This is a genomic window from Marinobacter vinifirmus (assembly GCF_002258215.1).
Taxonomy (GTDB): domain Bacteria; phylum Pseudomonadota; class Gammaproteobacteria; order Pseudomonadales; family Oleiphilaceae; genus Marinobacter; species Marinobacter vinifirmus.
The window spans coordinates 354,573-378,060 of record NZ_NEFY01000003.1; the positions used below are offsets into that span (position 1 = coordinate 354,573).

Sequence of the window (23,488 nt, forward strand, 5' to 3'; positions counted from 1 at the left end):
GCATTAAAAAACCCCTCCGCGGAGGGGTTCTTTGCTTACACTGTTCCTGAAAGGATCAGCTGAAGGCCTGGATGCCAGTCTGGCCACGGCCCAGAATCAGGGCGTGGACGTCGTGGGTGCCTTCGTAGGTGTTAACTGCTTCCAGGTTCATAACGTGGCGGATAACGTGGTATTCATCAGCGATACCATTGCCGCCGTGCATATCGCGGGCTACGCGGGCGATGTCCAGGGCCTTGCCACAGTTGTTACGCTTCAGAAGGGAAACGGAATCCGGGGTGGCAATGCCGGCATCCATCATGCGGCCCAGCTGCAGCACAGATTGCAGTCCAAGGGTGATTTCAGTCTGCATGTCTACCAGCTTCTTCTGGATCAGCTGGTTGGCGGCCAGGGGCTTGCCAAACTGCTTACGCTCCAGGGTGTAGTTGCGGGCTGCATGCCAGCAGAACTCTGCGGCACCCAGGGCGCCCCAGCTGATACCGTAGCGAGCCTTGGTCAGGCAGCTCAGCGGGCCTTTCAGGCCTTCAACTTCCAGGCGGTTTTCTTCAGGAACGAAGACTTCGTCCATAAAGATAGAACCGGTGTCGGAGGCGCGCAGCGAGAACTTGCCCTCAATCTTCGGGGTTTCCAGGCCCGTGGCGCCTTCGCGCTCGATCACAAAGCCGTTTACCACGCCGTCCAGCTTGGCCCAGACCACGCAAACGTCGGCAATCGGGGAGTTTGTGATCCAGGTCTTGGAGCCGCTCAGCAGGTAGCCGCCATCGACTTTCTTGGCTCGGGTTTCCATGCCGCCGGGGTCAGACCCGTGGTTGGGTTCGGTCAGGCCGAAGCAGCCAACAAACTCGCCAGAGGCCAGTTTCGGCAGAATGCGCTTTTTCAGCTCTTCTTTGCCGTAAGAGAAGATCGGGTACATCACCAGTGAAGACTGTACGCTCAGGGCGGAGCGGTAGGCGGAGTCGACCCGCTCAACTTCCCGTGCGATCAGGCCGTAGCAAACGTGGTTCAGGCCGGGGCCGCCGTACTCTTCCGGCAGGGTGGCACCCAGCATGCCCAGTTCACCCATTTCGGTGAAGATGCTGCGGTCGAATTTTTCGTGGCGGTTTGCCTCGACGATGCCGGGCATCAGACGGTTATCGCAGAAGCTGCGAATGCTGTCGCGTACCTGACGCTCGGTTTCGTCCAGTTGTGATTCAAAGTTCAGCAGGTCGTCCCAAGGTGCGGAAGCCATTGTTGTTCTCCTGAAAAGTTAGTTGGAAACCCGTTCAATTACAGCAGCAATGCCCTGGCCTACACCAATGCACATGCTGATCAGAGCGTAACGGCCACCGGTACGTTCGAGTTGGCGTACCGCCGTCAGGGCAATCCGGGCGCCGGAAGCGCCAAGAGGGTGCCCCACGGCGATGGCACCGCCGTTCGGGTTGAGTCTGGAATCGGAAGGATCGATTCCCAGTTTGGTGGTGCAACCGAGAACCTGGGCGGCGAACGCCTCGTTGATCTCGATTACATCCATGTCTTTTAGTGTCAGGCCTGCCCGGGCCAGGGCTTTCTGGCTTGCCGGAACCGGGCCGTAGCCCATTACATTGGGCGCAACGCCGGCGATGGCAGCCGATACGATACGTGCGCGGGGCTGGATGCCAGCCCGCTTGCCGGCTTCTTCGGAGCCGATAATCAGGGCGGCAGCGCCATCGTTCACGCCGGAGGCGTTGCCGGCAGTAACCACGCCATCTTCAGCCAGCGAGCGAAGATTGGAAAGCGCCTCGAGGTTGGATGTAGGCCTTGGATGCTCGTCGTCCTGCACGGTCAGTGGCGGTTGCTTGCGCCCCTGAGGCACCGAAATGGGCAGGATCTCGTCCTTGAAGAAGCCTTCCTGGCGGGCCGCCTCGTAACGGGCCTGACTTTGCGCGGCAAAGCGATCCACTTCCAGTCGGCACAGGTTAAGTTCGCGCGCAATGTTGTCTGCGGTTTCAGGCATGGTGTCAGAACCGAACTGACGTTCGATCAGTGGGTTCGGGAAGCGCGCGCCAATGGTGCTGTCAAAGGCCCGGAATTCACGACTGTAAGGTGATTCGGACTTGGCCAGCACAAACGGCGCGCGGCTCATGCTCTCGGCACCACCGGCTACAAACAGCTCACCTTCGCCACAACGGATAGCGCGGGCAGCATCGATGATGGCGGCAAGGCCTGAGCCGCACAGCCTGTTAACGGTCTGGCCACCGGTTTCAACCGGCAAGCCTGCCAGCAGTCCGGCGTGCCGCGCCAGGTTGCGGGCATCTTCACCGGCCTGGTTGGTGCAGCCGGCAATCACGTCTTCATAATTATCCGGAGCAAAGGCGTTGCGCTCAATGAGTGCGCGAATGACCTCGGCCAGCAGGTCGTCGGGGCGAACCTTGGCCAGGGCGCCTGCATGCCGCCCAAATGGTGTTCTCAAGCCATCATAGATGTATGCGTTCATAAGAATTGCCGTATCGATTATGGTTAGGTAATTCCGAACTGCGGAATATAGTTTTGTAAATGATATTGGAAAAGACTAATCTGGGTCTATCTCAATTGCAAGAATTGTTCATCATTGGTGGCTGACTGGTTTATGAATGGAACTCTTCGCTGGCTGCTGGCTTGTGCCGTGGTCATGGAGCTTGTCGCGATTTGTCTGCAGAGCAAAGCCCTTAGCGCCTCTGCCGGGCTGGTATTCATCCTGGTGTTTGTTCTGGGCGCGATGCGCCTTCAGGTCTATGCAAGGACGTTGTTCCTGCTTTCCCTCACGTTTAGTGCTGGTTTGTTTGTGACCGGCCGTCTCGGAATGGACGGTGCCCTTGATGCGTTGTCGGATGCAGCGTTCTATTCGGCGTTTTTGGGCAGCCTGGGGATGATGCAGTGCCTGGTGCGCCGCTTTGAAGTCCTCAGGCGTATCCACGATGTGCTGCTCGGGGGTCGGGTATCCCTTTTATACCCAAAGTATGCGGCGGTGAGCTGCGGTATTGCCTCGGTACTCAGCTTCGGGATGATGAGCCTTTTATGCGGCACCCTGGCGGACAGTCTCAAAGAGCGGGGCATTGAGGGCGCGGCGCGGCTGCAGTGGCTCAGGAGTGTGCTGATCAGCGCCTTGCGGGGATTTGCGCTGGTGCCGTTGGTGGCGCCAACCAGTGTGGCGGTCGCCATTCTGACCCGGGAGCTGCCGCAGCTGAGCTGGTCCTCGATTTTGCCTTTTGGTTTTGTCGCAGCGTTACTGATGATTGTGGTTGGCTGGGTGCTGGAAAGGCAGCGGTTCAGGGAAATCAGCAGTGAGCGGGTTGCCCTGGACGGCTGGCCCGCCGGAACCGGTAAGTTAGTCGTACTGGTCCTGGTGGTGTTTGCCTGTATGGGGTTGCTGGTGGCGCTGGCGGGAGTGAAAGTTTCGGTGGCGGCTATGCTGGCGGTTCCGGCGGTTACCCTGGCCTACATGTTGTGGCAGGAGCGCTCTCCGGGGGCCACGGTGGCAGAGGGGGTGGGCCAGTTGGCAGTAATGTCCAACGAGATGGCGATCTTTGCCGGGTCGGCCATGCTGGGGGTGTCGATTGCCACTGTGGTGCCTGCAGATCTGTTTGACGGGCTTGTGGTGAGCGGGTGGGGCAGTTACCTGATTGCAGCTGCTGGCTTGTTAATCATGCCATTGTTTTCCATGGCGGGCGTGATTCCGATTACCGTGCTCAGCGTTCAGTCCGGCATGCTTGCGCAACTTGTGGCTAGCGGGGCTGACCCGATGCTGGTGGCAATTGGCCTGGTTATTGGTTTCTCGCTGGCAATGATGGTGTCGCCGTTCGGGCCGTCGGTGATGTTGCTGTCACGGTTTGGTCAGGTTTCCCGCAACGTAGTGGCCTTTCAGTGGAACGGTGTTTTTGTCTTGCTGGTGGTGCCGCTGTTGCTGTTATTGCTGGCGGTGTTTGCGGTACTTCTGCCGGTCCTGGGTTGACCGGCAGAATCGGCTCGCGGGTTAGTCAGTAGCCACGGGCTATGTCGACTATTCCTGTGATGGGGTGCCCGCTGGCATGGTCCCGGATTTTCCCGGTGATCTGCTCCAGCGTGGCATCCCGAAGAGTTCGCGCCGAAATGTGCGGCGTGATTGTGATGTCGGTTCGCTCCCAGAACGGGTGGCCAGCCGGCAAAGGTTCCTTGCGGAACACATCCAGTGAGGCCCGCTGCAGTTTCTCCTCATCCAAGGCCCTGAGCAGGTCTTCTTCCACGAGGTGCTCCCCCCGGCCGACGTTGATCAGCACCGCACCCGGCTGGAGCTGGCTGAACAGGTCGTAGTTAAGGATGTTTTCGGTTTCGCTGGTCAGTGGCAGGGTGTTAACCAGCACTCGCGTTGCCCCCAGAAACTCTCCGAGTTGCCCGTTGCCTGCAAAGGTGCGCACGCCTTCTACCGTGTGCTCACTCCTGGCCCAGCCGTTTACCGTATAGTCCAGGCTTGCCAGTGTGCTGGCCACACGCTTGCCAATGTGCCCTAGCCCCATAATGCCGATGGGCCACTCTTTCCGGCTGATGGGGCGGTGTATCTTCCACAGCCGCTGGCGTTGCTGATCCCGGTACAGCTCCATCTGCCGGCTGACTTCCAGTATCTGGTGCAGTACATGCTCGGCCATCTGTACCGACATGCCGGCATCTTCCAGTCTTACCACGGTAAGGTCTGCCGGCAGGTTGGGGACTTTCAGCAATCCGTCGATACCGGCGCCCAGGTTGAACACGGCCTTCAGGCGGGTTTCACGCTCGAACAGCTTCGCCGGGGGCTGCCATACGATGGCGTAGTCTGCATTAATCGCCGGTCCGTCCGGATCCCAGACATAAATGTCTGCTTCTGGTAGCAGTTGTTTGATAGGTACGGTCCAGCGCTCTGGTTTGGGATCGCCCGCTACAAAAAGTACCTTCATACATGCTCCTGAGTAGTGTTTGTTGTCGTGCATATGACTTTGTTCCGCATTGCAGAATAAAGTATCGCTATACTATGGTAAAGGTTGCCCGGGTTTCCGTCATGGTTATTTCGTGGCATCGGGTAATGCCAGTGTTTCGAATCTGGCATGAAATTTGATGGCAGATTGTGGTTCTTGAGTTTCTCATAGACTAGAATGTGTCCAATTTTCACGCCCACGGTTCTTCAGGCTATCCGTGACAGGCAACGCAGTTCAGGAAATAGGCAAGTTATGGCAAAAAAACAGCAGGACAACTCACCGGAGTTGCAAGTGGCATCCGGTGATGGTGAGCCGGTTCAGCCGGGTAAGGATCGCAAGTTTGTGGAGGCATTGTCCCGGGGGCTGGATGTTCTGCGCGCGTTCAGTCAGGGGTCTGTCATTCTCGGCAACCAGGACATTGCCAGAATTACCGGCCTTCCCAAGCCCACCGTTTCGCGCATGACCTATACGCTGACCAAGCTGGGTTATCTGGGCTACAACCAGCAGCTGGAAAAGTATCAGCTTAGTTCCGGCGTGCTGGCTCTGGGTTACGCCTATGTATCAAACCTGAAGGTGCGTCAGCTGGCCAAGCCCTACATGGACGAGTTCGCCCGGCAAACCAACATGTCGGTTGGTCTGACTTGTCGCGACCGCTTGCACATGATTTATGTAGAAAACCGGCTGCCGCCTGAAGCAACCCTCCTGCGGATGGATATTGGCCTGAAGCTGCCTATGTCGACAACCTCTGCAGGGCGCGCCTATTACTGCGCGATCAGCGACCCGGCCCGCAAGCTGATCGACGATGCCATGGCGAAGAAGTACGGTGAAAAATGGCCGGTAATTAAAGAAGGCCTGGACCAGGCCATGGAAGATTACCGGGAGCACGGTTTCTGCCTGTCGCTGGGAGACTGGGATCGGAACATTAACTCCGCCGGTGTACCTATCCACCTGCAGGATGGCACTACGATGGTTCTGACCTGTGCGGCGCCGTCGTACCTGGTGCCTGGCGACAAGTTGCGCGACTCCTATGCTCACCAGCTGGCTATGTTAGCCCGGGATATTGAATCGCTCGGTGTCTAGGCCAGGCTGCCGGTAGCCGGCCGGATCAGACAGAAAGGCATAAAAAAACCGCAGACGAAAGTCTGCGGTTTTTTTATGCCTGAACCGAAACGGTGGTTGAAATAAGGGCTAAACTTGTATTAAATCGTTAATTGATTTCGCTAGATAAAACCATATTTCATAAAAGGCGAGGGGAGATTATGTCAGAGGTTGTTGCTTATACCCGTGAAGGGAATGTTGGTGTCATTTCCGTAAACTACCCGCCGGTCAATGCCTTGAGCCATGCTGTGCGTGCCGGTCTGGTTTCCGCCCTGGAGCAGGGCCAGAAGGATGCAGAAGCAGATATCCTCCTGCTGGTATGTGAAGGCCGTACGTTCATTGCTGGCGCGGACATCCGCGAATTTGGCAAACCTTTGCAGGAGCCGGGCCTCCCCGATGTGATCAATGCCTATGAATCAAGCGACAAGCCCATTGTTGCCGCTATTCATGGCACCGCACTGGGCGGTGGCCTGGAAACGGCCCTGGGTTGTCATTACAGGGTTGCTCTGGCGTCTGCCAAGGTGGGTTTGCCTGAAGTAAAGCTTGGTCTGTTGCCCGGTGCTGGCGGTACCCAGCGCCTGCCTCGCCTTGTGGGTGCCCAGAAGGCACTGGAAATGATCACGTCTGGCAACTTCGTAGGCGCCAGAGACGCGCTGGCTCTGGGCATTGTTGATGCTGTTGAAGGCGGTGACGATATCCGCCAGGTTGGCCTGGCCTATGCGCAGAAACTGGCAGGTGAAGGTGCTCCGGTACGCCGGGTGCGTGATATTTCCGACAAGGTTGAAGCTGACAAAGGCAGCGATGTCTTTGACCAGTTCCGTGCTGGCCTGGCCAAAAAGGCCCGCGGCCTGTTCTCGCCATTCAAGTGTGTCGACGCTGTAGAAGCCGCTTTCACCCTGCCGTTTGCCGAGGGCCTGAAGCGAGAGCGTGAACTGTTTAAAGAGTGCATGGAATCACCGCAGCGTGCAGGCCTGGTCCATTCGTTCTTTGCCGAGCGTGAGGTTTCCAAGGTCAAAGGTCTGGCCAAGGACACGCCGGTGCGTGAGGTGAAGAGTGTGGGCATTATCGGTGCCGGCACCATGGGTGGTGGAATCGCCATGAACTTTGCCAATGTGGGCATTCCTGCCACCATCGTTGAGGTCAAACAGGACGCGCTTGATCGAGGCCTTGCCGTAATTCGCCGCAACTACGAAAACTCCGCCAAGAAAGGCAAGCTCACTGCAGAGCAGGTGGAAGAACGCATGGGGCTGATCAAAACCAGCCTGAGCTACGATGACTTCCGCGATGTAGACCTGGTGATTGAAGCCGTCTTTGAGAACATGGCCGTCAAGAAAGAGATCTTCGCCAAGCTGGATGAAGTGTGCAAGCCGGGCGCTATTCTGGCGTCCAACACCTCCACCCTCGACATTGATGAAATTGCCTCTGCTACCAAACGCCCGGAAGACGTTGTCGGTATGCACTTCTTTAGCCCGGCTAACGTAATGAAGCTGCTGGAAAATGTTCGTGGCAGCAAGACGTCTGACGAGGTGAAGGCCACTGTGATGGCCGTAGCGAAGAAAATTAACAAAGTCGGAGTCATGGTCGGTAACTGTCACGGCTTCGTTGGTAACCGGATGCTGCATAAACGCGGTGCCGAGGCCATGGCGTTGGTTAACGAAGGTGCTTCGCCGCAGCAGGTGGACAAAGTGCTGACCGACCTCGGCTTCCCGATGGGGCAGTTTGCGATGTCTGACCTGGCCGGCATTGATGTCGGTTATCGTATTCGTGAAGAGCGTCGTAACGCCGGTGAAGATGTGCCGGCCAGTTGGATGGACAAGCTGGTTGAGCAGGGTCGTCTGGGACAGAAAACCCAGGCTGGCGTATACAAATATGAGGAAGGTAGCCGCGCGCCGGTTGTCGACCCGGAAGTGGAACAGCTGATTGAAAGCTTCCGCGCGGAACAGGGGATCGTAGCCCGGGAGGTTACCGACCAGGAAATCCTTGAGCGTTGCATGTATGTAATGGTCAACGAAGGTGCGAAGATCCTGGATGAAGGCATTGCCGACCGGTCACTGGACATCGATGTGGTCTGGATCTACGGATATGGTTTCCCCGCGTATCGTGGCGGCCCCATGTTCTGGGCAGATCAGGTTGGGCTGGACAATATTCTGGCGGCAGTGAAGAACTACAACAACACAGTGGGTGGCGAGCAGTGGAAGCCTGCGCCGTTGCTCGAGAAGCTGGTGGCGGAAGGCCGCAAGTTCAGCGATCTATAATTATAAGGAGTTCATCTTATGTCTGATGCTGTCATCGTTTCGACCGCGCGTACCGGCCTTGGCAAGTCCTATCGTGGTGCCCTGAACAACACGCACAGTGTTGATCTGGCCGGGCACGTTATCCAGCACGCCGTTGAGCGTGCCGGAATTGATCCTGCCATTGTTGAAGATGTCATTTTGGGCGCAACCTTCCACGAAGGTTGTCAGGGCAAGAACATGGCACGCCTGGCGGCTATTCGCGCCGGGCTCCCGGTTACTACGGCCGGGCTGTCAATTAACCGGTTCTGCAGCTCCGGCCTGCAATCCATTGCTATTGCTGCGCAGCGAGTGATGTCGGAGAAGGTGCCTGCCATCGTGGCTGGTGGCGTAGAGTCCATCTCCCTGGTTCAGAACGACAAACTTAATGGCTTCCGTGCTACTAACGAATGGCTGATGAAGAACAAGCCGGAACTGTACCTGTCGATGATCGAAACGGCCGATATTGTCGCCCAGCGTTACAACGTAAGCCGTGAAGCGCAGGATGAGTGCGCACTGGTTTCCCAGCAGCGCACCGCCGCGGCCCAGCAGTCCGGCAAGTTTGACGACGAAATTGTACCTTTTGACGCCACTATGCTGGTTAAAGACAAAGAAACCGGTGAAGTGAGCGAAAAACAGGTAACCCTGGACCGGGACGAGTGCAACCGCCCGAATACTACATTGGAAGGATTGGCGTCACTGGACGCGGTACGTGGCCCGGGCCAGTTTGTTACCGCGGGCAACGCCAGCCAGCTTTCTGATGGCGCCTCCGTCTGTACGGTCATGGACAGCACCTATGCCGAAAAGCATAACATCGAGCCCATGGGCATTTTCCGTGGTTTTGCTGTTGCGGGCTGTGAGCCGGACGAAATGGGCATCGGCCCGGTGTTTGCTGTTCCACGCCTGCTTGCCCGTAACGGCCTGACCATGGACGACATTGACCTGTGGGAGCTGAACGAAGCCTTTGCATCCCAGGTGGTCTACTGCCGCGACCGTCTGGGTATTCCGATGGAAAAGCTGAACGTGAATGGCGGCTCTATTTCTGTGGGTCACCCCTATGGTGTGAGTGGTTCCCGCCTTACCGGCCATGCCCTGATTGAGGGCAAGCGCCGGGGTGCCAAATATGTGGTGGTCACCATGTGCATTGGCGGCGGTCAGGGCGCAGCCGGCCTGTTCGAAGTGGTATAAACGGAGAGCGCCGTCATGCAGCAGAAAATCGTAAGTACCCGGGACCTGGCTTTCCAGCTTTATGAACTTCATGAAGTAGAGAAGGTGCTCAGATTTGAGCGCTATCAGGACCATAGTCGTGAAACGCTGCAGGCGGCGCTGGACCTGGCGCTGAAAGTTGCCGCAGAGGAGTTCGCACCCCATGCTCGCTTGGTGGATGAAGAAGAGCCGACCTTCGAGAATGGCCGTGTGCACATGCGCCCGGAAGTTCACAAGGCGCTGGACGTACTGAAAAGTACTGGTCTGATGGCGTCCAGCCAGGACTACGAGCGCGGTGGCATGCAGTTGCCCAGTGCGGTTGCCCAGATGTGTGTGGGGATGCTCAAAGGAGCCAACGTAGGGACTCAGGGCTACGCCGGGCTGACTATTGCGGCAGCTAACCTGATTCTCGCCCATGGCTCCGACGAGCAGAAAAGCCGCTACGCCGAGCCGATGCTGGCGGGGCGTTTTTTCGGCACCATGTGCCTGACCGAGCCCCATGCAGGTTCCTCTCTGGGAGATCTGCGCACTCGCGCGGAGCCACAGGCGGATGGCAGTTATAGGTTATTTGGTAACAAGATCTACATCTCGGGTGGTGATCACGAGCTGAGCGAGAACATCATTCATATGGTACTCGCGCGTTTACCCGGGGCCCCGGCCGGCGTGAAAGGAATTTCCCTGTTTCTGGTGCCGAAGGTCCTGGTTAACGAAGATGGCTCTTTGGGTGGGCGCAACGATGTCGCCCTGGCTGGCCTGATTCACAAAATGGGATACCGTGGCACGACGTCTACCATGTTGAACTTTGGTGAGGCAGCGGGGGCGGTCGGGTATCTGGTTGGCTCGCCCCACCAGGGCCTGGCTGCCATGTTCCATATGATGAACGAAGCCCGGATTGGTGTTGGCTTGGGCTCGGTGATGCTGGGTTACACCGGCTATCTTCATGCGCTTGAGTATGCCCGCGAGCGGCAACAAGGGCGTCCGGTTGGAGAGAAGGATCCGGAAAGCCCCCAGGTGCCTCTGATCCGCCATGCTGATATCCGGCGCATGCTGCTGGCCCAGAAGGCCTATGTGGAAGGTGGGCTGGCGCTCTGTCTGCAGGGTGCAGTATTGGTGGACGAGAAGAAGTTTGCGGAAACTGGCGAGCAGCGTGAGCTTGCTGCCGGGCTGCTCGACTTGCTCACGCCGGTGATCAAGTCCTGGCCTTCCCGTTATTGTCTCGAAGCTAACAGCCTGGCAATTCAGGTGCATGGTGGCTACGGCTACACCCGGGAATATCCGGTAGAACAGTTCTACCGGGATAACCGGCTTAACCCGATCCACGAGGGCACCCATGGTATTCAGGGCATCGACCTGCTTGGTCGCAAGGTTTCCATGGCCGATGGCCGGTATTACCGCGAACTGGTGCGCAGGATTGAAGCCACTATTGCCGAGGCCCGCAAGCAGGAACGGCTGGCTTCTAATGCCGGGTTGCTTGAGCGGTCCCTGTCAGCAATGGTTGAAGCTACCCGGGTGATCAATGAGGTAAAGGCCTCCGGTGACAAGGAAAAAGCACTGGCAAATGCCACTCTGTACCTGGACGCCTTCGGGCAGGTGGTTGTCGGCTGGCTCTGGGTGCGACAGGCCTTGAAAGCCCTTGTCGGACTAGGCGGGGCCGGTGAGCAGACGGAGGGCTTCTATCAGGGTAAGTTGCGCGCCTGCGATTATTTCTGCCGGTACGAATTGCCCGGAGTGGTTGCAACGGCTGAGTTGCTGCAATCGGTGGACTCAACGGCACTGGATATGTTTGACGAGGCATTCTGACGGGCCTCGCCAACTCTGAATCAACACAAAAACAACAGGAGTCAGGGTAATGGACAGACAAGCAAAGGCGGTGGTCTGCCGGGAGTGGGGCAAGCCGGTACAGGTCGAACAGATTACGGTGGACGGACCAAAACGGGGCGAGATAACCATCAAGGTTGCCGCCTGCGGCGTGTGCCACAGCGACCTTTCAGCCACCACTGGAAAGATTCAGTATCCACCGCCATTGGTGCTGGGCCACGAGGCGGCCGGTGTGGTGGTTGAAGTTGGCGAGGGTGTGGAAGGCTTCAGTGAAGGCGACCACGTTGTTAGTTCGTTTATCTCAATGTGCGGCAAGTGCCGCCAGTGTGTGCGTGGCCATCCGGTTCTGTGTGAAAACGCCCGCAAGGCGATGTTTACACTTCCCGATGGAACCGTTCGAACCCGCGACAGTCAGGGGGAGCCCTTGAATGTGTTCGGCGCCTGCGGCGTGATGGCGGAGTATGCAACCCTGCATGTGGATAACTGCGTGAAGGTTGCAGAGGATGTGCCACTACAGAACGCCGCATTGGTGGGCTGTGCCGTGATGACCGGTGTGGGTGCTGTATTTAATACTGCCGGGCTGGAGCCGGGTTCCAGGGCTGCGGTATTCGGTATTGGCGGTGTTGGTCTGAACGCCGTTCAGGGCTGTGCAACCGCCGGTGCCGAAATGATTGTGGCGGTGGACAACAACCCGAAAAAGCTTGCCATGGCGCGGGAATTCGGTGCCACCCACACGATTGACCTCAACGAAGTGGATGATGCCGCCAAGGCCATCAGAAAACTGACCGGCGGCGTGGATTACGCCTTTGAGTGCGTTGGTGCAGGTGCTGTGGTTGAGCAAGCCTATAAGTCTCTCGGGCGCGGTGGTACCGCTGTCGTGGTAGGGGTCGCTGACCCGAAAGACAAAACCTCGATTACTACGCTCACCCTGCCTGCCGACGAGCGCACCCTGAAGGGCAGCTGGCTGGGTTCAGCCCGGCCGCAACACGATTTCCCGCGGCTTCTAGGTTTGTACCGTGCGGGTAAGCTTAAACTCGATGAGCTGATCACCCAGACTTACTCCATAGATGAAGCTGTTCAGGCCTTTGACGACATGATCTCCGGCAAGAACGCGCGTGGCGTGATTGTCTTCGACTGAGGGAAAAACATGAAGATTCTGAACAAGAACTACATTAATGGTAGCTGGGTCGACTGGAACGGCGACATGGCGGATGTGCATGAAGCTGCCAACGGCGACGTGATTGCCCGGGTGCCCATGTCCGATCCGGGACAGATGGAGCTGGCAATTGCCGCTGCGCATGCAGCATTTGAGGCCTGGTCTGAAAGTTCTGTAGAGCAAAGGGTGAACGTGCTTGGCCAGCTGCATGCTGGACTCAAGCAAAGGGCACCGGAAATTGCGGAAGCGGTCAGCCGGGAAGTGGGCATGCCACTGAAGCTTGCCACGGCAATCCAGGCTGGCCTGCCGGCAACTGTAACCAAGACCTATACCGATATGTTGCCGGAGTTTCCGTTCGTTGAGCAGTCTGGTAACTCGGAAGTGCAATATGCGCCGGTCGGTGTGGTGGGCTGTATTACGCCCTGGAACTACCCGCTGCATCAGATCATTCTGAAGGTAGTACCCGCGATTGCTGCCGGCTGCACTGTTGTGCTGAAGCCCTCTGAGATTGCGCCGCAGGCAGCCTTTATCCTCGCTGACATTCTGGATGAAACCGACCTGCCGGCGGGTGTGTTCAACATGGTATGCGGGGCCGGGCAAACCGTTGGTGAAACCCTGATCCGGCATCCGGATGTGCGCATGCTGTCATTCACCGGCTCCACCCGCACCGGTCATGCCATTGCCCATGCCGCTGCGGATGACTTCAAGAGGATTGCGCTGGAAATGGGCGGCAAATCGGCATCGGTTGTTTTATCGGACGCTGACCTGGAAGCCGCAGTAAAAGGCACAGTGAGCAACTGCCTGCTCAACTCCGGACAAACCTGCACCGCCCTGACCCGGCTGCTGGTGCCCGCTGATCGCCATGACGAGGCGTGCAAGCTGGCGGCTGCAGCCGCGGCCAGAATGACCCCGGGCAACCCGCTGGACGAAGCCACCCGTTTGGGCCCCTTGGCCTCCGCGCAGCAGCGGGACCGGGTAGTGGATTACATCCGGCTCGGTGTTGCCGAAGGCGCCACCCTGGTAGCCGGCGGCCCGGACGCGCCGGAAGGCCTGGACAAGGGTTACTTTGTACAGGCAACCGTCTTTGGCAATGTAGACCCGAACAGCACAATCGCCCAGGAAGAGATTTTCGGCCCGGTGCTGTGCGTGATTCCCTACAGCGATGAGGCAGAAGCCTTGCGTACCGCCAATGGCACTGCCTACGGGCTGTCTGGAGCGGTCTGGTCGGCGGATCAGGAAAAGGCAAAGGCTTTTGCCGCAAAACTCCGGACCGGACAGGTGACGGTGAACGGTGGCGGCTTCAACCCGCTGGCTCCCTTTGGTGGTTTTGGCCATTCCGGTATCGGGCGAGAGTTCGGCAAGTGGGGGCTTGAGGAGTTTCTGGAAGTTCGCTCGCTGCAGCTGTAATCGCAAGACAACGAAGGAGCCGCAGCAGCGGCTCCTTCACGTTTAAGGGCCGGAAATGTTTATCAACAACAAAAGAGTGATGCCGTGAAAACACGAATTACGGAATTATTTGGAATCGAGCACCCGATCGTACAGGGTGGCATGCACAACGTAGGCTTTGCCGAACTGGCATCGGCAGTCTCCAATGCCGGTGGTCTGGGCATGATTACCGCCCTGACCCAGCCTACGCCTGAACATCTCGCCAGTGAAATCGCCCGCTGCCAGCAGATGACGGATAAACCCTTCGGCGTAAACCTGACCTTCCTGCCTTCCTTCAACGCGCCGCCTTATCCCGAGTACATTGACGTCATCATCCGCAGCGGTGTCAAGGCGGTTGAAACCGCCGGCCGCAGCCCCGAGCAGTACATGGGGCAGTTGAAGGCTGCGGGTATCAAGGTTATCCACAAGTGCACATCTGTTCGCCACGCTTTGAAGGCCGAGCGAATCGGTTGTGATGCCGTCAGTGTGGACGGCTTTGAATGCGGCGGCCATCCCGGTGAGGATGATGTGCCAAACTTCATCCTGCTGCCCCGTGCGGCTGAAGAGCTGACGATACCCTTTATTGCGTCAGGTGGAATGGCCGATGGCCGGAGCCTGGTAGCGGCCATGGCATTGGGTGCCGAAGGCATGAATATGGGCACCCGTTTTCTGGCCACCAAAGAAGCGCCGGTTCATGAGAACGTGAAGCAGGCAATTGTGGACGCCAATGAACTGCAGACCCGGCTGATCATGCGTAACCTGAAGAACACCGAGCGGGTGATGGATAACGCAGCCGTGCGGGAAATCATCCGGATTGAGAGTGAAAAGGGTGACCAGGAAACCATTGACGATATCCGTCACCTTGTCACAGGTGCAAAGGGTAAGCTGGTGCTGCAGGAAGGCAAGATGGATGAAGCCGCCTGGAGTTGTGGCATGGTTGTTGGGCTGATTAATGATATCCCTTCCTGCGATGAGCTGGTCAGCAGAATCATGGCCGAGGCCGAAGGGATTGTGCGCCAGAGACTTGCCGGCTTTTTGTAAATGAATAGCCCGGAGGGTGCATCACCCTCCGGGCAGGACCGTCTCAGGCCAGGGCCTTTTCCCTTCTTTCGTAGCTCTTGTGCGTCAGTGCGGCGGCGATGACCGCAGGAATGATCAACGCAGCACTAATAAGAGACAATTCCAGATTGGTCAGCGGAACCGGTCCGCCACCGGGGATGGCAAGGATCATGCCACCGGCAATGAGTCCCAGCCGGATTGGCCATTGCAACAGCTTGCTTGCTGCCAGAGAGCCTACCCCGATCAGCCAGCCTTGCATGGCCGATGCTATCAACGTTACCCCGATCAGTGCTTGTACAATCACCAGGAGAATCTCGCTCCAGGTGCCCTGAAAGATCAGCGCCGGATTAAGCACAAACAGGAACGGGATAAAGTAGATCACGCTGCCCAGCCGCATGGCTTCCACACCGGTTTTCATTGCGTTGGAGCCGGCAACCGTTGCAGCGGCAAAGGCTCCCAGGGCAACCGGTGGGGTGATGAAACTGAGCATGCCCCAGTAAAGGATGAACAGGTGAACGGCCAGGGGATCCATGCCGCCGCCGTTTATCAGGGCCGGTGCCAGCGCAACCGCCAGGAAAATATAGGCAGCTGTAACTGTCATGCCGATGCCGAGCACAAAGCTGGTCAGTGCTCCCATCAACAGCAGTACCAGGGTGTTGCCACCGGCAAGGTAGATAAGGTCATTGGCAATAGTGCCTGACAGCCCGGTAACCGACAGTGCACCTACCAGCAAGCCAACACCGGTGAGGATCGCGATCAGCTCTGCAAACAGCTTCCCTGACTCTGCGAAGAAGTCCTTCACGTCTTGCCACTTCCAGCGCTGATAGGGCAGTACCTGGTTGATCACCAGCAAGAGAACCGTTGCAAAGAATGGTGCCGTGGCCTCTCGTCGCAGGAAGAACAGCATCCAGATCAGCAGGGCAAACACGAAGATGAAGTACCAGCCTTCCTTTAATGTTTGCTTGAGCGATGGTAATTCACTGGCGGGCAGGCCCTGAAGCTTGTTGCGGGCAGCATAGGCATCAATCTGGATAAACAGGCCGAGGAAATACAGTACGGAGGGCACGACTGCCGCCAGTGCAATGGTGCCGTAGGGAATATTCAGGAACGCGGCCATGATGAACGCGGTGGCACCCATAACCGGTGGCATCAGAACACCGCCCGTAGAAGCACAGGCTTCTACGCCGGCTGCGTAGGAACGGCTGAAGCCGACGCGGCGCATTGCTGGAATTGACATCACTCCGGTTGTCATCACATTAGTGATTACGCTGCCGCTCATGGATCCCATGAGGCCGCTGGAGAAAACCGCAACCTTTGCCGGTCCGCCCCGAACATGGCCCAGCAATGCGAAGGCCAGGTTGATAAAGAAACGACCGCCGCCGGTTTTCTGCAGGGCGACGCCAAACAGAAGGAAGCCGATCACGATGTTGGCAAAGGCTTGCAAGGGCACGCCCATGATGCCTTCTCGACTCATGGCCATGTAGATAGCGGTCTGGTCGGGGGCAGATGGAAAGCCCTGGATGGGGCCCGGCAGCTTGTCTGCAAATATCGGGTACAGGCTGGCGACACCGACAATCATGGCAATCGGCAGGCCGCCGGCCCGGCGAATGGCTTCGATGACAGTAACCCAGAACAGGAAGCTGAACACTACGGCGTATTGTGGTGCCGCGTATTCCCAGCCGTAATCCAGAATAGTTTCCGCGTTGTAGACAAAGAACCCGCAGATAACCGAGGCGGCAAGGAACAGGATGATGTCGTACCAGGGAACCTTGTTCCGGGAAGCGTGGCGTGACATTGGCCAAAGCAGAAAAACCAGCGGTAGCATAAGTGCCACCACCACATAGAAAAACTGGCTTTCCACTTTGGTAACAATATTGATCAGCTGCAAATTGAACAGGTAGTCAATCGTCAGCAGTGTCAGGACAAGAGTTGCAACCCTGGGGATCCATGGCCATCCGCCGGAAAGCCGCCGGATGCCGCTGACGTTTTCTTTCGATGGTTCAGTGTTGTGTGTTTCAGACATGCAGTAAGACTCCTGAAAGAACTCCGGTGTAACAGACCCCTTGTCTTTACACCGGAATCAGGTTTCAACAAGGACAGCAGGTTTTACCGGAATACCGGATTCATGCCAGCCGCTTGAAGTGCTTCTGCCCGCGCCGTCATCCAGCCCTTTTTGAAGGCTTCCTTGTCGGCAGGCGGGTTGGCCTTGGTGTAGCTCTCCCAGGTGTCCAGGAGGATATTCTGGCGCTGTACCAGCATGTCCTGGTGCTGTTGCATATCTTCCGTCCAGTGGCCGATTTCCTTGTAGTAGTCGACGACCACATCATGCAGCGGGATGACCCAGTTGAGATTCTGGTTCTCCAGCGCATAGCCTGCATTGCCTGGTGCGGAGTCCTTGTACTTGTCGTAATCCTCGGTGAAGACACGAATCAGCCCGTCCACCAGTTTTTTATCGGCATCGGCGTTGGCGATGATGATGGGGTAGGGATAGCTGGAACCAATCCAAGGCTCATCCTTGCTGATGCCGGCGCCGGAAGTAACCCGGTGCGGTTGGAAATAGGGAGCCACGGAGCGCAGTCGCTCCCAGCCCTCGGTGTCCTCAGGATCAAGCTCCAGCCAGGATATACCGCGCGGGCTGGCGGAAAGCTGTTGTGGGCCGCCGGCGACAGAAACGGTAAATGCGGTATCGCTTTGATTGGCAACAATGCCTTCAAAGGCCCTGCCGTATCCCGGGAAGTCTACCCGCTCCACGTCATCCCAGGTGAGGTCGCCAAAGGCCAGCATGGCTTCGGTGCCGAGGTTCAGGGCATCGTCACCACGAATGTAGGAAATGCGTTTGCCCTTGAGGTCATAGGGGGTTTCTACGCCGATATCGCCGGCTACAGCAATGCTCAGGCCAAAACTGGCAATGGAGGTGGTAATAACCCGAACCGGCTGCGGCCCCCAGTTGTCCTCGGAGAACATCAGTACGCCTTCGGCGGCGTAATAAGCGGCAATGCCACAGGAACAAACCGGTACGCGCCCGGTTCTGAGTGGTGTCATCCGGGAAACGTCGTTCTCGCCGGGCAGGATCCGCAGGGATACGCCGTACTCATTACGTAGCAGGTTGCCGATAGAAACCATCTGGCTATAGCCGGCCGAACTGGTGCCATAGGCGGTCATCCCGATGGTTTGTGGCAGATCAACATTTCCTGCAGCCCAGGCAGTGGTTGCACTGCATGCAAGAAGTGCGGATACGATCTTGGTTTTTGTTTTGTTCATAAAGTCATCCTGTTTTATATTTATTGTTTCGCTGTGCAAAATATAATTCTGCAGTAAATTCTAGTGTAGGCCGCTGCTTGTCGGCGTGTCAATTCAGACTATGGGCTGGTTTGTTCGCTGTGTACTGGTGCCCTGGCTGTTTTTTGCCGGCGGTGCCGTCGGTGTCAATCCGATCATTTCCGGTACTTTGTCGGGCAGTATTCTCGGCCCGATATGGCCCGATTACGGGTTACTGGCGCTGGGGTTCGGCATTGTGACTGGATGGGGAATTACCATTGCCGGCACGCCGTTTTCGGCTAACGCGCTGCTGCTGGAGCGTTGTACCGGGTACAACACCCGGGTTGCTGCCTATGACTGGAGCTTCAGGTATTCAGTGATATCTCTGGCGGTTTCCAGCCTGATTTGTGGCGTCCTTGCCCTGCCTTTTTAGGCTCAGATGGCAAGCCCGCCAAGCTTGGTTTCCAGATATTCCTCAATGCCTTCCTGGGCGCCTTCACGGCCAAGACCACTGTTCTTCATGCCGCCAAATGGCGCGGCTGCGCTGGTGGGATTGATATCGTTAATCCCGATAATGCCGAAGTTCAACGCTTCAAATGCCCGCATGGAGGTGGCCAGGTTGTTGCTATAGATGTAAGCCGCCAGGCCATAGTCTGTGTCGTTTGCCATGGCAATAACGTCGTCTTCCGAGCGATAGGTAATCACGGGTGCAACCGGCCCGAAGGTTTCTTCCCGATAAATCTTCATGTCCGCTGTTACTCCGGACAGCACCGTGGGTGCGTAGAAATAACCCCCGGCCAGGCCGTTATCGGTCAGGCGGTGGCCGCCGGTTTCAGCTTTGGCGCCTCGGGCAAGGGCGTCCTGAACCTGGTCGTCCACTTTCTGTGTGGCCGCTTCGTTGATCAGCGGCCCAATGCCAACGCCGTCACTCATACCGTTACCCGCAACAAGTCGGCTGGCGCGGCTGCTCAGTTCCTTGATAAAGGGCTCTGCATGGTCTTCATGCACGAATATCCGGTTTGGGCTGATGCAGGCCTGGCCGGTATTGAGGAACTTGACCATAGACAGGCCCTTGGCCGCATGCACCGGGTCTGCATCGGGGAATACGATGGCCGGGGCATGGCCGCCGAGCTCCATTGAGACTCGCTTCATGTTGGCGGCCGCTAACCCATTGAGCATTTTTCCAACGGGAGTAGAGCCGGTGAATGTGAGCTTTCGGACGCGCGGGTCTGTACAGAAGGCTTCGCCAACCCGGGCGGGGTTCCGGACCGTAATCAGGTTGATTACCCCCGGTGGAAAACCAGCCTCCTCAAAAATTTCCATCATGGCCTTGGCGCACAAAGGTGTGCTTTCCGCGGGCTTGAGAATGACCGTGCAGCCGGCGGCCAGGGCTGGAGCCAGCTTGCGGGTAATCATTGAAATCGGATAATTCCAGGGCGTGATTGCGCCAACGACGCCAACCGGAGACTTCTGCACCAGGAAGCGCTGGTTCTCGCGGGCAGAGGGAATGATCTGGCCGTACATGCGTTTGGCTTCTTCGGCAAACCATAACAGGAAGTCTGCGCCATATTGCACTTCGTTCAGCGATGCCTTCAGGGGCTTGCCCTGTTCGCGGGTCATCAGTTCGGCCAGTGAGCGCTTCTGGCCAATCATCAACTCCCAGGCCCGGTAGAGTAACTTTGAGCGCTGATAGGCGGTAGTCTTTCGCCATTCTCTAAAAGCAATGTCGGCGGCCGCTATTACTGCTTCGATATCTTGGTCAGTGCAATCCGGAACCTGCCCAATGATTTCACCGGTAGCGGGGTTAGTGACGTTGAATTCGGGGCGATTACTAATCCATTTTCCATCGATGTACATGAGCAGTAGCTCCGGAAGGTTTCTCTTAAAGGTATTTTCGGTTCAACTCATAAACCACCATATTCACCGCTGAAGCCAGGTTCAGCGATTCCACCGCAGCCGCGCCGGGGATGGTGAATCGACGCGCTCCCAGACTGCTCAGTGCCTCGTCTGGTACGCCCCTTGCCTCATTTCCGAACAGGAAGCAGTCGTGATCAGGGAACTCTGGGGTGGTGATGGCCTCGCCGCCTATATCCAGGCAGGCAATGCGGGGATAACGGCCGGGGAGTGTGTCCAGGCTAACATCGGTTTCCAGCGGAACATGGAAGATGGCGCCCATGCTGGCGCGCACAACTTTCGGGTTATAGGGATCGACACTACCGGGGCTGAGCAGGCAACGCATGCCGCCAAACCAGGCCAGGGTGCGCAGGATCGTGCCCAGGTTTCCAGGATCCTGAACCTCATGTAGATAGACCGCTTTCCCGCCGGCTGTTGATGTACCTGCCTTATCAGAGGGAAGCGGTGCCACGGCAAGAATGCCTTGCGGAGTTTTGGTGTCAGCCAGTTGAGCCATCTGGCGGTCGCTGATGGTGGTTTTTGGCCAGGGGCTGGGCCAATGTTCATAGCTGCTGGTGACAAACAGCCTGGCCTTTTGCCAGTGCGGGTTTCTGGTGGCGGCTTTTTCCAGCTCCAGTACCAGGTGCTCCCCTTCCACCAGGAAGTGGCCCAGCGACTGGCGATACTTTTTCTGGTGCAGTTTCTTGATGTCATCCAGTTTCACGGCCGGTTTCCTGCATTGGGTAGCGGTTGCAACAGTGGCGCCATTGTACTGTTGCCCCGTTGTATTGTCAGGCTCGGCGGCTTTTGCGGTAGTGAGGGTGGCCGCGTACAATGCAGTCTTTCCCGCAGTAGACAGAAGACATCCCATGGCCCGTTCCAAAAGCAGTAACCGCTGGCTCGAAGAGCACGTCAACGATCCCTTTGTGAAGCAGGCGCAGGTAGATGGCTATCGATCCCGTGCCAGTTACAAACTCCTGGAGATTAACGACAAAGACCGGCTGATCCAGCCTAATATGCTCGTGGTTGACTTGGGCTCCGCCCCGGGCGGCTGGTCTCAGGTTGCAGCGAAGCTGGTAGGTCACAAGGGGCGAGTGGTGGCCTCGGACATACTGCCCATGGATGCCATTGCGGGTGTTGAATTTATCCAGGGTGATTTCACCGAGCAGGACGTGTTTGACCAGATCATGGCCGTACTCGACGGCACCCGTGCCGATGTGGTCATCTCCGATATGGCGCCCAATATCAGCGGCGTGAATGCGGCAGACCAGGCCGCGTCCATGTATCTGGTAGAGCTGGCGCTGGATATGGCGTGCCAGGTGCTCAAACCTAAAGGCAGCTTTGTGGCCAAGGTGTTTCACGGCGAAGGCTATGACGAATATGTGAAGGCCGTGCGTGCCGTATTCGATAAAGTAGTCGTGCGCAAACCGGATTCTTCCAGGGCCCGGTCCCGGGAAGTGTACCTGGTGGCGAAGGGGTTTCGGGGTAAATGAGGTTGCGTCAGTTCGAATTTTGCACATTTCGTGCAAAGGTTGAGCAGTTCTGGTTGTCCTGATAGCGGGAAACCGAAATAAAGAAAAATAATTTGGGAATCAGCGTTGACAGTCTCGGAGAAGAATGTAGAATTCGCCTCCTCGTTGAGCAACACAGCTCAAACGCTCTTTAACAAGTTAACCAAGTAATTCGTGTGGGCGCTGGCCGAGGTATTTCGGATACGAAATATCAGGACAGTGACTCGTCGAAAATTGAGTTTTGTCTTGAGCAAGAATTAAGAACTTTCGAGTTCTTGTATGATTTAAACTGAAGAGTTTGATCATGGCTCAGATTGAACGCTGGCGGCAGGCTTAACACATGCAAGTCGAGCGGTAACAGGGGGTGCTTGCACCCCGCTGACGAGCGGCGGACGGGTGAGTAATGCTTAGGAATCTGCCCAGTAGTGGGGGACAACAGTCGGAAACGGCTGCTAATACCGCATACGCCCTACGGGGGAAAGCAGGGGATCTTCGGACCTTGCGCTATTGGATGAGCCTAAGTCGGATTAGCTAGTTGGTGGGGTAAAGGCCTACCAAGGCGACGATCCGTAGCTGGTCTGAGAGGATGATCAGCCACATCGGGACTGAGACACGGCCCGAACTCCTACGGGAGGCAGCAGTGGGGAATATTGGACAATGGGGGCAACCCTGATCCAGCCATGCCGCGTGTGTGAAGAAGGCTTTCGGGTTGTAAAGCACTTTCAGCGAGGAGGAAGGCCTTAAAGTTAATACCTTTAAGGATTGACGTTACTCGCAGAAGAAGCACCGGCTAACTCCGTGCCAGCAGCCGCGGTAATACGGAGGGTGCAAGCGTTAATCGGAATTACTGGGCGTAAAGCGCGCGTAGGTGGTTTGGTAAGCGAGATGTGAAAGCCCCGGGCTTAACCTGGGAACGGCATTTCGAACTGTCAGACTAGAGTGTGGTAGAGGGTAGTGGAATTTCCTGTGTAGCGGTGAAATGCGTAGATATAGGAAGGAACACCAGTGGCGAAGGCGGCTACCTGGACCAACACTGACACTGAGGTGCGAAAGCGTGGGGAGCAAACAGGATTAGATACCCTGGTAGTCCACGCCGTAAACGATGTCAACTAGCCGTTGGGACTCTTGAAGTCTTAGTGGCGCAGCTAACGCACTAAGTTGACCGCCTGGGGAGTACGGCCGCAAGGTTAAAACTCAAATGAATTGACGGGGGCCCGCACAAGCGGTGGAGCATGTGGTTTAATTCGACGCAACGCGAAGAACCTTACCTGGCCTTGACATCCAGAGAACTTTCCAGAGATGGATTGGCGCCTTCGGGAACTCTGAGACAGGTGCTGCATGGCCGTCGTCAGCTCGTGTCGTGAGATGTTGGGTTAAGTCCCGTAACGAGCGCAACCCCTATCCTTGGTTGCTAGCAGGTAAAGCTGAGAACTCCAGGGAGACTGCCGGTGACAAACCGGAGGAAGGTGGGGATGACGTCAGGTCATCATGGCCCTTACGGCCAGGGCTACACACGTGCTACAATGGCGCGTACAGAGGGCTGCCAACTCGCGAGAGTGAGCCAATCCCTTAAAACGCGTCGTAGTCCGGATCGGAGTCTGCAACTCGACTCCGTGAAGTCGGAATCGCTAGTAATCGCGAATCAGAATGTCGCGGTGAATACGTTCCCGGGCCTTGTACACACCGCCCGTCACACCATGGGAGTGGATTGCACCAGAAGTAGTTAGTCTAACCTTCGGGAGGACGATTACCACGGTGTGGTTCATGACTGGGGTGAAGTCGTAACAAGGTAGCCGTAGGGGAACCTGCGGCTGGATCACCTCCTTAAACGAAGCCGAATGCTTCGGTCAGAGTCCACACGAATTACTTGGTTGGCTA

General features: G+C 57.0%; 17 protein-coding genes and 1 rRNA gene. 11 read left to right on the plus strand and 7 right to left on the minus strand.

Going from position 1 to position 23,488, the window contains the following annotated elements; translation table 11 throughout:
• Positions 1-55 precede the first annotated feature (55 nt).
• A complete protein-coding gene (locus B9Q17_RS06125; RefSeq protein ID WP_058342387.1) occupies positions 56-1,225 on the minus strand; it encodes an acyl-CoA dehydrogenase in 1,170 nt (389 codons plus the stop codon).
• Positions 1,226-1,243: 18 nt separating this feature from the next.
• Positions 1,244-2,449, minus strand: a complete 1,206-nt coding sequence (locus B9Q17_RS06130; protein ID WP_023008966.1) for a 3-oxoadipyl-CoA thiolase — start codon at positions 2,447-2,449, stop codon at positions 1,244-1,246.
• Positions 2,450-2,581: 132 nt separating this feature from the next.
• Between B9Q17_RS06130 and B9Q17_RS06135 the strand changes: the two genes are divergently transcribed.
• Positions 2,582-3,943: a hypothetical protein gene (locus tag B9Q17_RS06135; protein ID WP_094624560.1), complete on the plus strand. Its 1,362-nt coding sequence runs from the start codon at positions 2,582-2,584 to the stop codon at positions 3,941-3,943.
• 25 nt (positions 3,944-3,968) lie between these two features.
• Here the strand turns inward: B9Q17_RS06135 and B9Q17_RS06140 are convergent, their stop codons facing one another.
• Positions 3,969-4,898: a 2-hydroxyacid dehydrogenase gene (locus tag B9Q17_RS06140; protein WP_094624527.1), complete on the minus strand. Its 930-nt coding sequence runs from the start codon at positions 4,896-4,898 to the stop codon at positions 3,969-3,971.
• Between the two features lie 270 nt (positions 4,899-5,168).
• Here B9Q17_RS06140 and B9Q17_RS06145 point away from each other — a divergent pair, with 270 nt between their 5' ends.
• The 7 genes from B9Q17_RS06145 (at position 5,169) to B9Q17_RS06175 (ending at position 14,930) form a co-directional block, all read left to right on the plus strand.
• Positions 5,169-5,996, plus strand: a complete 828-nt coding sequence (locus tag B9Q17_RS06145) for an IclR family transcriptional regulator (protein ID WP_058091207.1) — start codon at positions 5,169-5,171, stop codon at positions 5,994-5,996.
• A gap of 179 nt (positions 5,997-6,175) precedes the next feature.
• Positions 6,176-8,269, plus strand: coding sequence for a 3-hydroxyacyl-CoA dehydrogenase NAD-binding domain-containing protein (locus tag B9Q17_RS06150; protein WP_094624528.1), 2,094 nt, complete (start codon positions 6,176-6,178; stop codon positions 8,267-8,269).
• Positions 8,270-8,287: 18 nt separating this feature from the next.
• Complete coding sequence (locus tag B9Q17_RS06155; RefSeq protein ID WP_094624529.1) at positions 8,288-9,472, plus strand: acetyl-CoA C-acyltransferase; 1,185 nt, start codon at positions 8,288-8,290, stop codon at positions 9,470-9,472.
• A 15-nt stretch (positions 9,473-9,487) separates the two neighbouring features.
• Positions 9,488-11,290: an acyl-CoA dehydrogenase gene (locus tag B9Q17_RS06160; protein WP_094624530.1), complete on the plus strand. Its 1,803-nt coding sequence runs from the start codon at positions 9,488-9,490 to the stop codon at positions 11,288-11,290.
• 49 nt (positions 11,291-11,339) lie between these two features.
• Positions 11,340-12,446, plus strand: a complete 1,107-nt coding sequence (locus B9Q17_RS06165; RefSeq protein ID WP_094624531.1) for a zinc-binding dehydrogenase — start codon at positions 11,340-11,342, stop codon at positions 12,444-12,446.
• A 9-nt stretch (positions 12,447-12,455) separates the two neighbouring features.
• Positions 12,456-13,871 carry an aldehyde dehydrogenase family protein gene (locus tag B9Q17_RS06170; protein WP_094624532.1) on the plus strand — a complete coding sequence of 472 codons (1,416 nt, stop codon included), beginning with the start codon at positions 12,456-12,458 and terminating at the stop codon, positions 13,869-13,871.
• Between the two features lie 84 nt (positions 13,872-13,955).
• Positions 13,956-14,930, plus strand: coding sequence for an NAD(P)H-dependent flavin oxidoreductase (locus B9Q17_RS06175; RefSeq protein ID WP_094624533.1), 975 nt, complete (start codon positions 13,956-13,958; stop codon positions 14,928-14,930).
• Between the two features lie 43 nt (positions 14,931-14,973).
• On the opposite strand, the gene B9Q17_RS06180 is transcribed toward B9Q17_RS06175, so the two are convergent.
• Both B9Q17_RS06180 and B9Q17_RS06185 read right to left on the minus strand, forming a co-directional pair.
• A complete protein-coding gene (locus B9Q17_RS06180; RefSeq protein WP_094624534.1) occupies positions 14,974-16,971 on the minus strand; it encodes a TRAP transporter permease in 1,998 nt (665 codons plus the stop codon).
• Between the two features lie 83 nt (positions 16,972-17,054).
• Positions 17,055-18,209: a TAXI family TRAP transporter solute-binding subunit gene (locus B9Q17_RS06185; RefSeq protein WP_058342396.1), complete on the minus strand. Its 1,155-nt coding sequence runs from the start codon at positions 18,207-18,209 to the stop codon at positions 17,055-17,057.
• Positions 18,210-18,294: 85 nt separating this feature from the next.
• Here B9Q17_RS06185 and B9Q17_RS06190 point away from each other — a divergent pair, with 85 nt between their 5' ends.
• The gene (locus B9Q17_RS06190) at positions 18,295-18,639 is read left to right on the plus strand and encodes a hypothetical protein (protein WP_154707615.1); all 345 of its coding nucleotides are present in this window, start codon (positions 18,295-18,297) and stop codon (positions 18,637-18,639) included.
• Positions 18,640-18,641: 2 nt separating this feature from the next.
• On the opposite strand, the gene B9Q17_RS06195 is transcribed toward B9Q17_RS06190, so the two are convergent.
• Together B9Q17_RS06195 and B9Q17_RS06200 are read right to left on the minus strand one after the other, a co-directional pair.
• Positions 18,642-20,063, minus strand: coding sequence for an NAD-dependent succinate-semialdehyde dehydrogenase (locus B9Q17_RS06195; RefSeq protein WP_094624536.1), 1,422 nt, complete (start codon positions 20,061-20,063; stop codon positions 18,642-18,644).
• 25 nt (positions 20,064-20,088) lie between these two features.
• Positions 20,089-20,823: a TrmH family RNA methyltransferase gene (locus B9Q17_RS06200; RefSeq protein WP_094624537.1), complete on the minus strand. Its 735-nt coding sequence runs from the start codon at positions 20,821-20,823 to the stop codon at positions 20,089-20,091.
• Between the two features lie 145 nt (positions 20,824-20,968).
• Between B9Q17_RS06200 and rlmE the strand changes: the two genes are divergently transcribed.
• Positions 20,969-21,592: a 23S rRNA (uridine(2552)-2'-O)-methyltransferase RlmE gene (gene rlmE / locus B9Q17_RS06205; RefSeq protein ID WP_094624538.1), complete on the plus strand. Its 624-nt coding sequence runs from the start codon at positions 20,969-20,971 to the stop codon at positions 21,590-21,592.
• A 304-nt stretch (positions 21,593-21,896) separates the two neighbouring features.
• Positions 21,897-23,437: ribosomal RNA gene (locus B9Q17_RS06210) — 16S ribosomal RNA — on the plus strand.
• Positions 23,438-23,488 lie beyond the last annotated feature (51 nt).

Bases quoted from the DNA above. Each gene is read 5' to 3' on its own strand.
- B9Q17_RS06125 (WP_058342387.1), bottom strand. From the start codon at position 1,225: ATGGCTTCCGCACCTTGGGACGACCTGCTGAACTTTGAATCACAACTG.
- B9Q17_RS06130 (WP_023008966.1), bottom strand. From the start codon at position 2,449: ATGAACGCATACATCTATGATGGCTTGAGAACACCATTTGGGCGGCAT.
- B9Q17_RS06135 (WP_094624560.1), top strand. From the start codon at position 2,582: ATGAATGGAACTCTTCGCTGGCTGCTGGCTTGTGCCGTGGTCATGGAG.
- B9Q17_RS06140 (WP_094624527.1), bottom strand. From the start codon at position 4,898: ATGAAGGTACTTTTTGTAGCGGGCGATCCCAAACCAGAGCGCTGGACC.
- B9Q17_RS06145 (WP_058091207.1), top strand. From the start codon at position 5,169: ATGGCAAAAAAACAGCAGGACAACTCACCGGAGTTGCAAGTGGCATCC.
- B9Q17_RS06150 (WP_094624528.1), top strand. From the start codon at position 6,176: ATGTCAGAGGTTGTTGCTTATACCCGTGAAGGGAATGTTGGTGTCATT.
- B9Q17_RS06155 (WP_094624529.1), top strand. From the start codon at position 8,288: ATGTCTGATGCTGTCATCGTTTCGACCGCGCGTACCGGCCTTGGCAAG.
- B9Q17_RS06160 (WP_094624530.1), top strand. From the start codon at position 9,488: ATGCAGCAGAAAATCGTAAGTACCCGGGACCTGGCTTTCCAGCTTTAT.
- B9Q17_RS06165 (WP_094624531.1), top strand. From the start codon at position 11,340: ATGGACAGACAAGCAAAGGCGGTGGTCTGCCGGGAGTGGGGCAAGCCG.
- B9Q17_RS06170 (WP_094624532.1), top strand. From the start codon at position 12,456: ATGAAGATTCTGAACAAGAACTACATTAATGGTAGCTGGGTCGACTGG.
- B9Q17_RS06180 (WP_094624534.1), bottom strand. From the start codon at position 16,971: ATGTCTGAAACACACAACACTGAACCATCGAAAGAAAACGTCAGCGGC.
- B9Q17_RS06185 (WP_058342396.1), bottom strand. From the start codon at position 18,209: ATGAACAAAACAAAAACCAAGATCGTATCCGCACTTCTTGCATGCAGT.
- B9Q17_RS06195 (WP_094624536.1), bottom strand. From the start codon at position 20,063: ATGTACATCGATGGAAAATGGATTAGTAATCGCCCCGAATTCAACGTC.
- rlmE (WP_094624538.1), top strand. From the start codon at position 20,969: ATGGCCCGTTCCAAAAGCAGTAACCGCTGGCTCGAAGAGCACGTCAAC.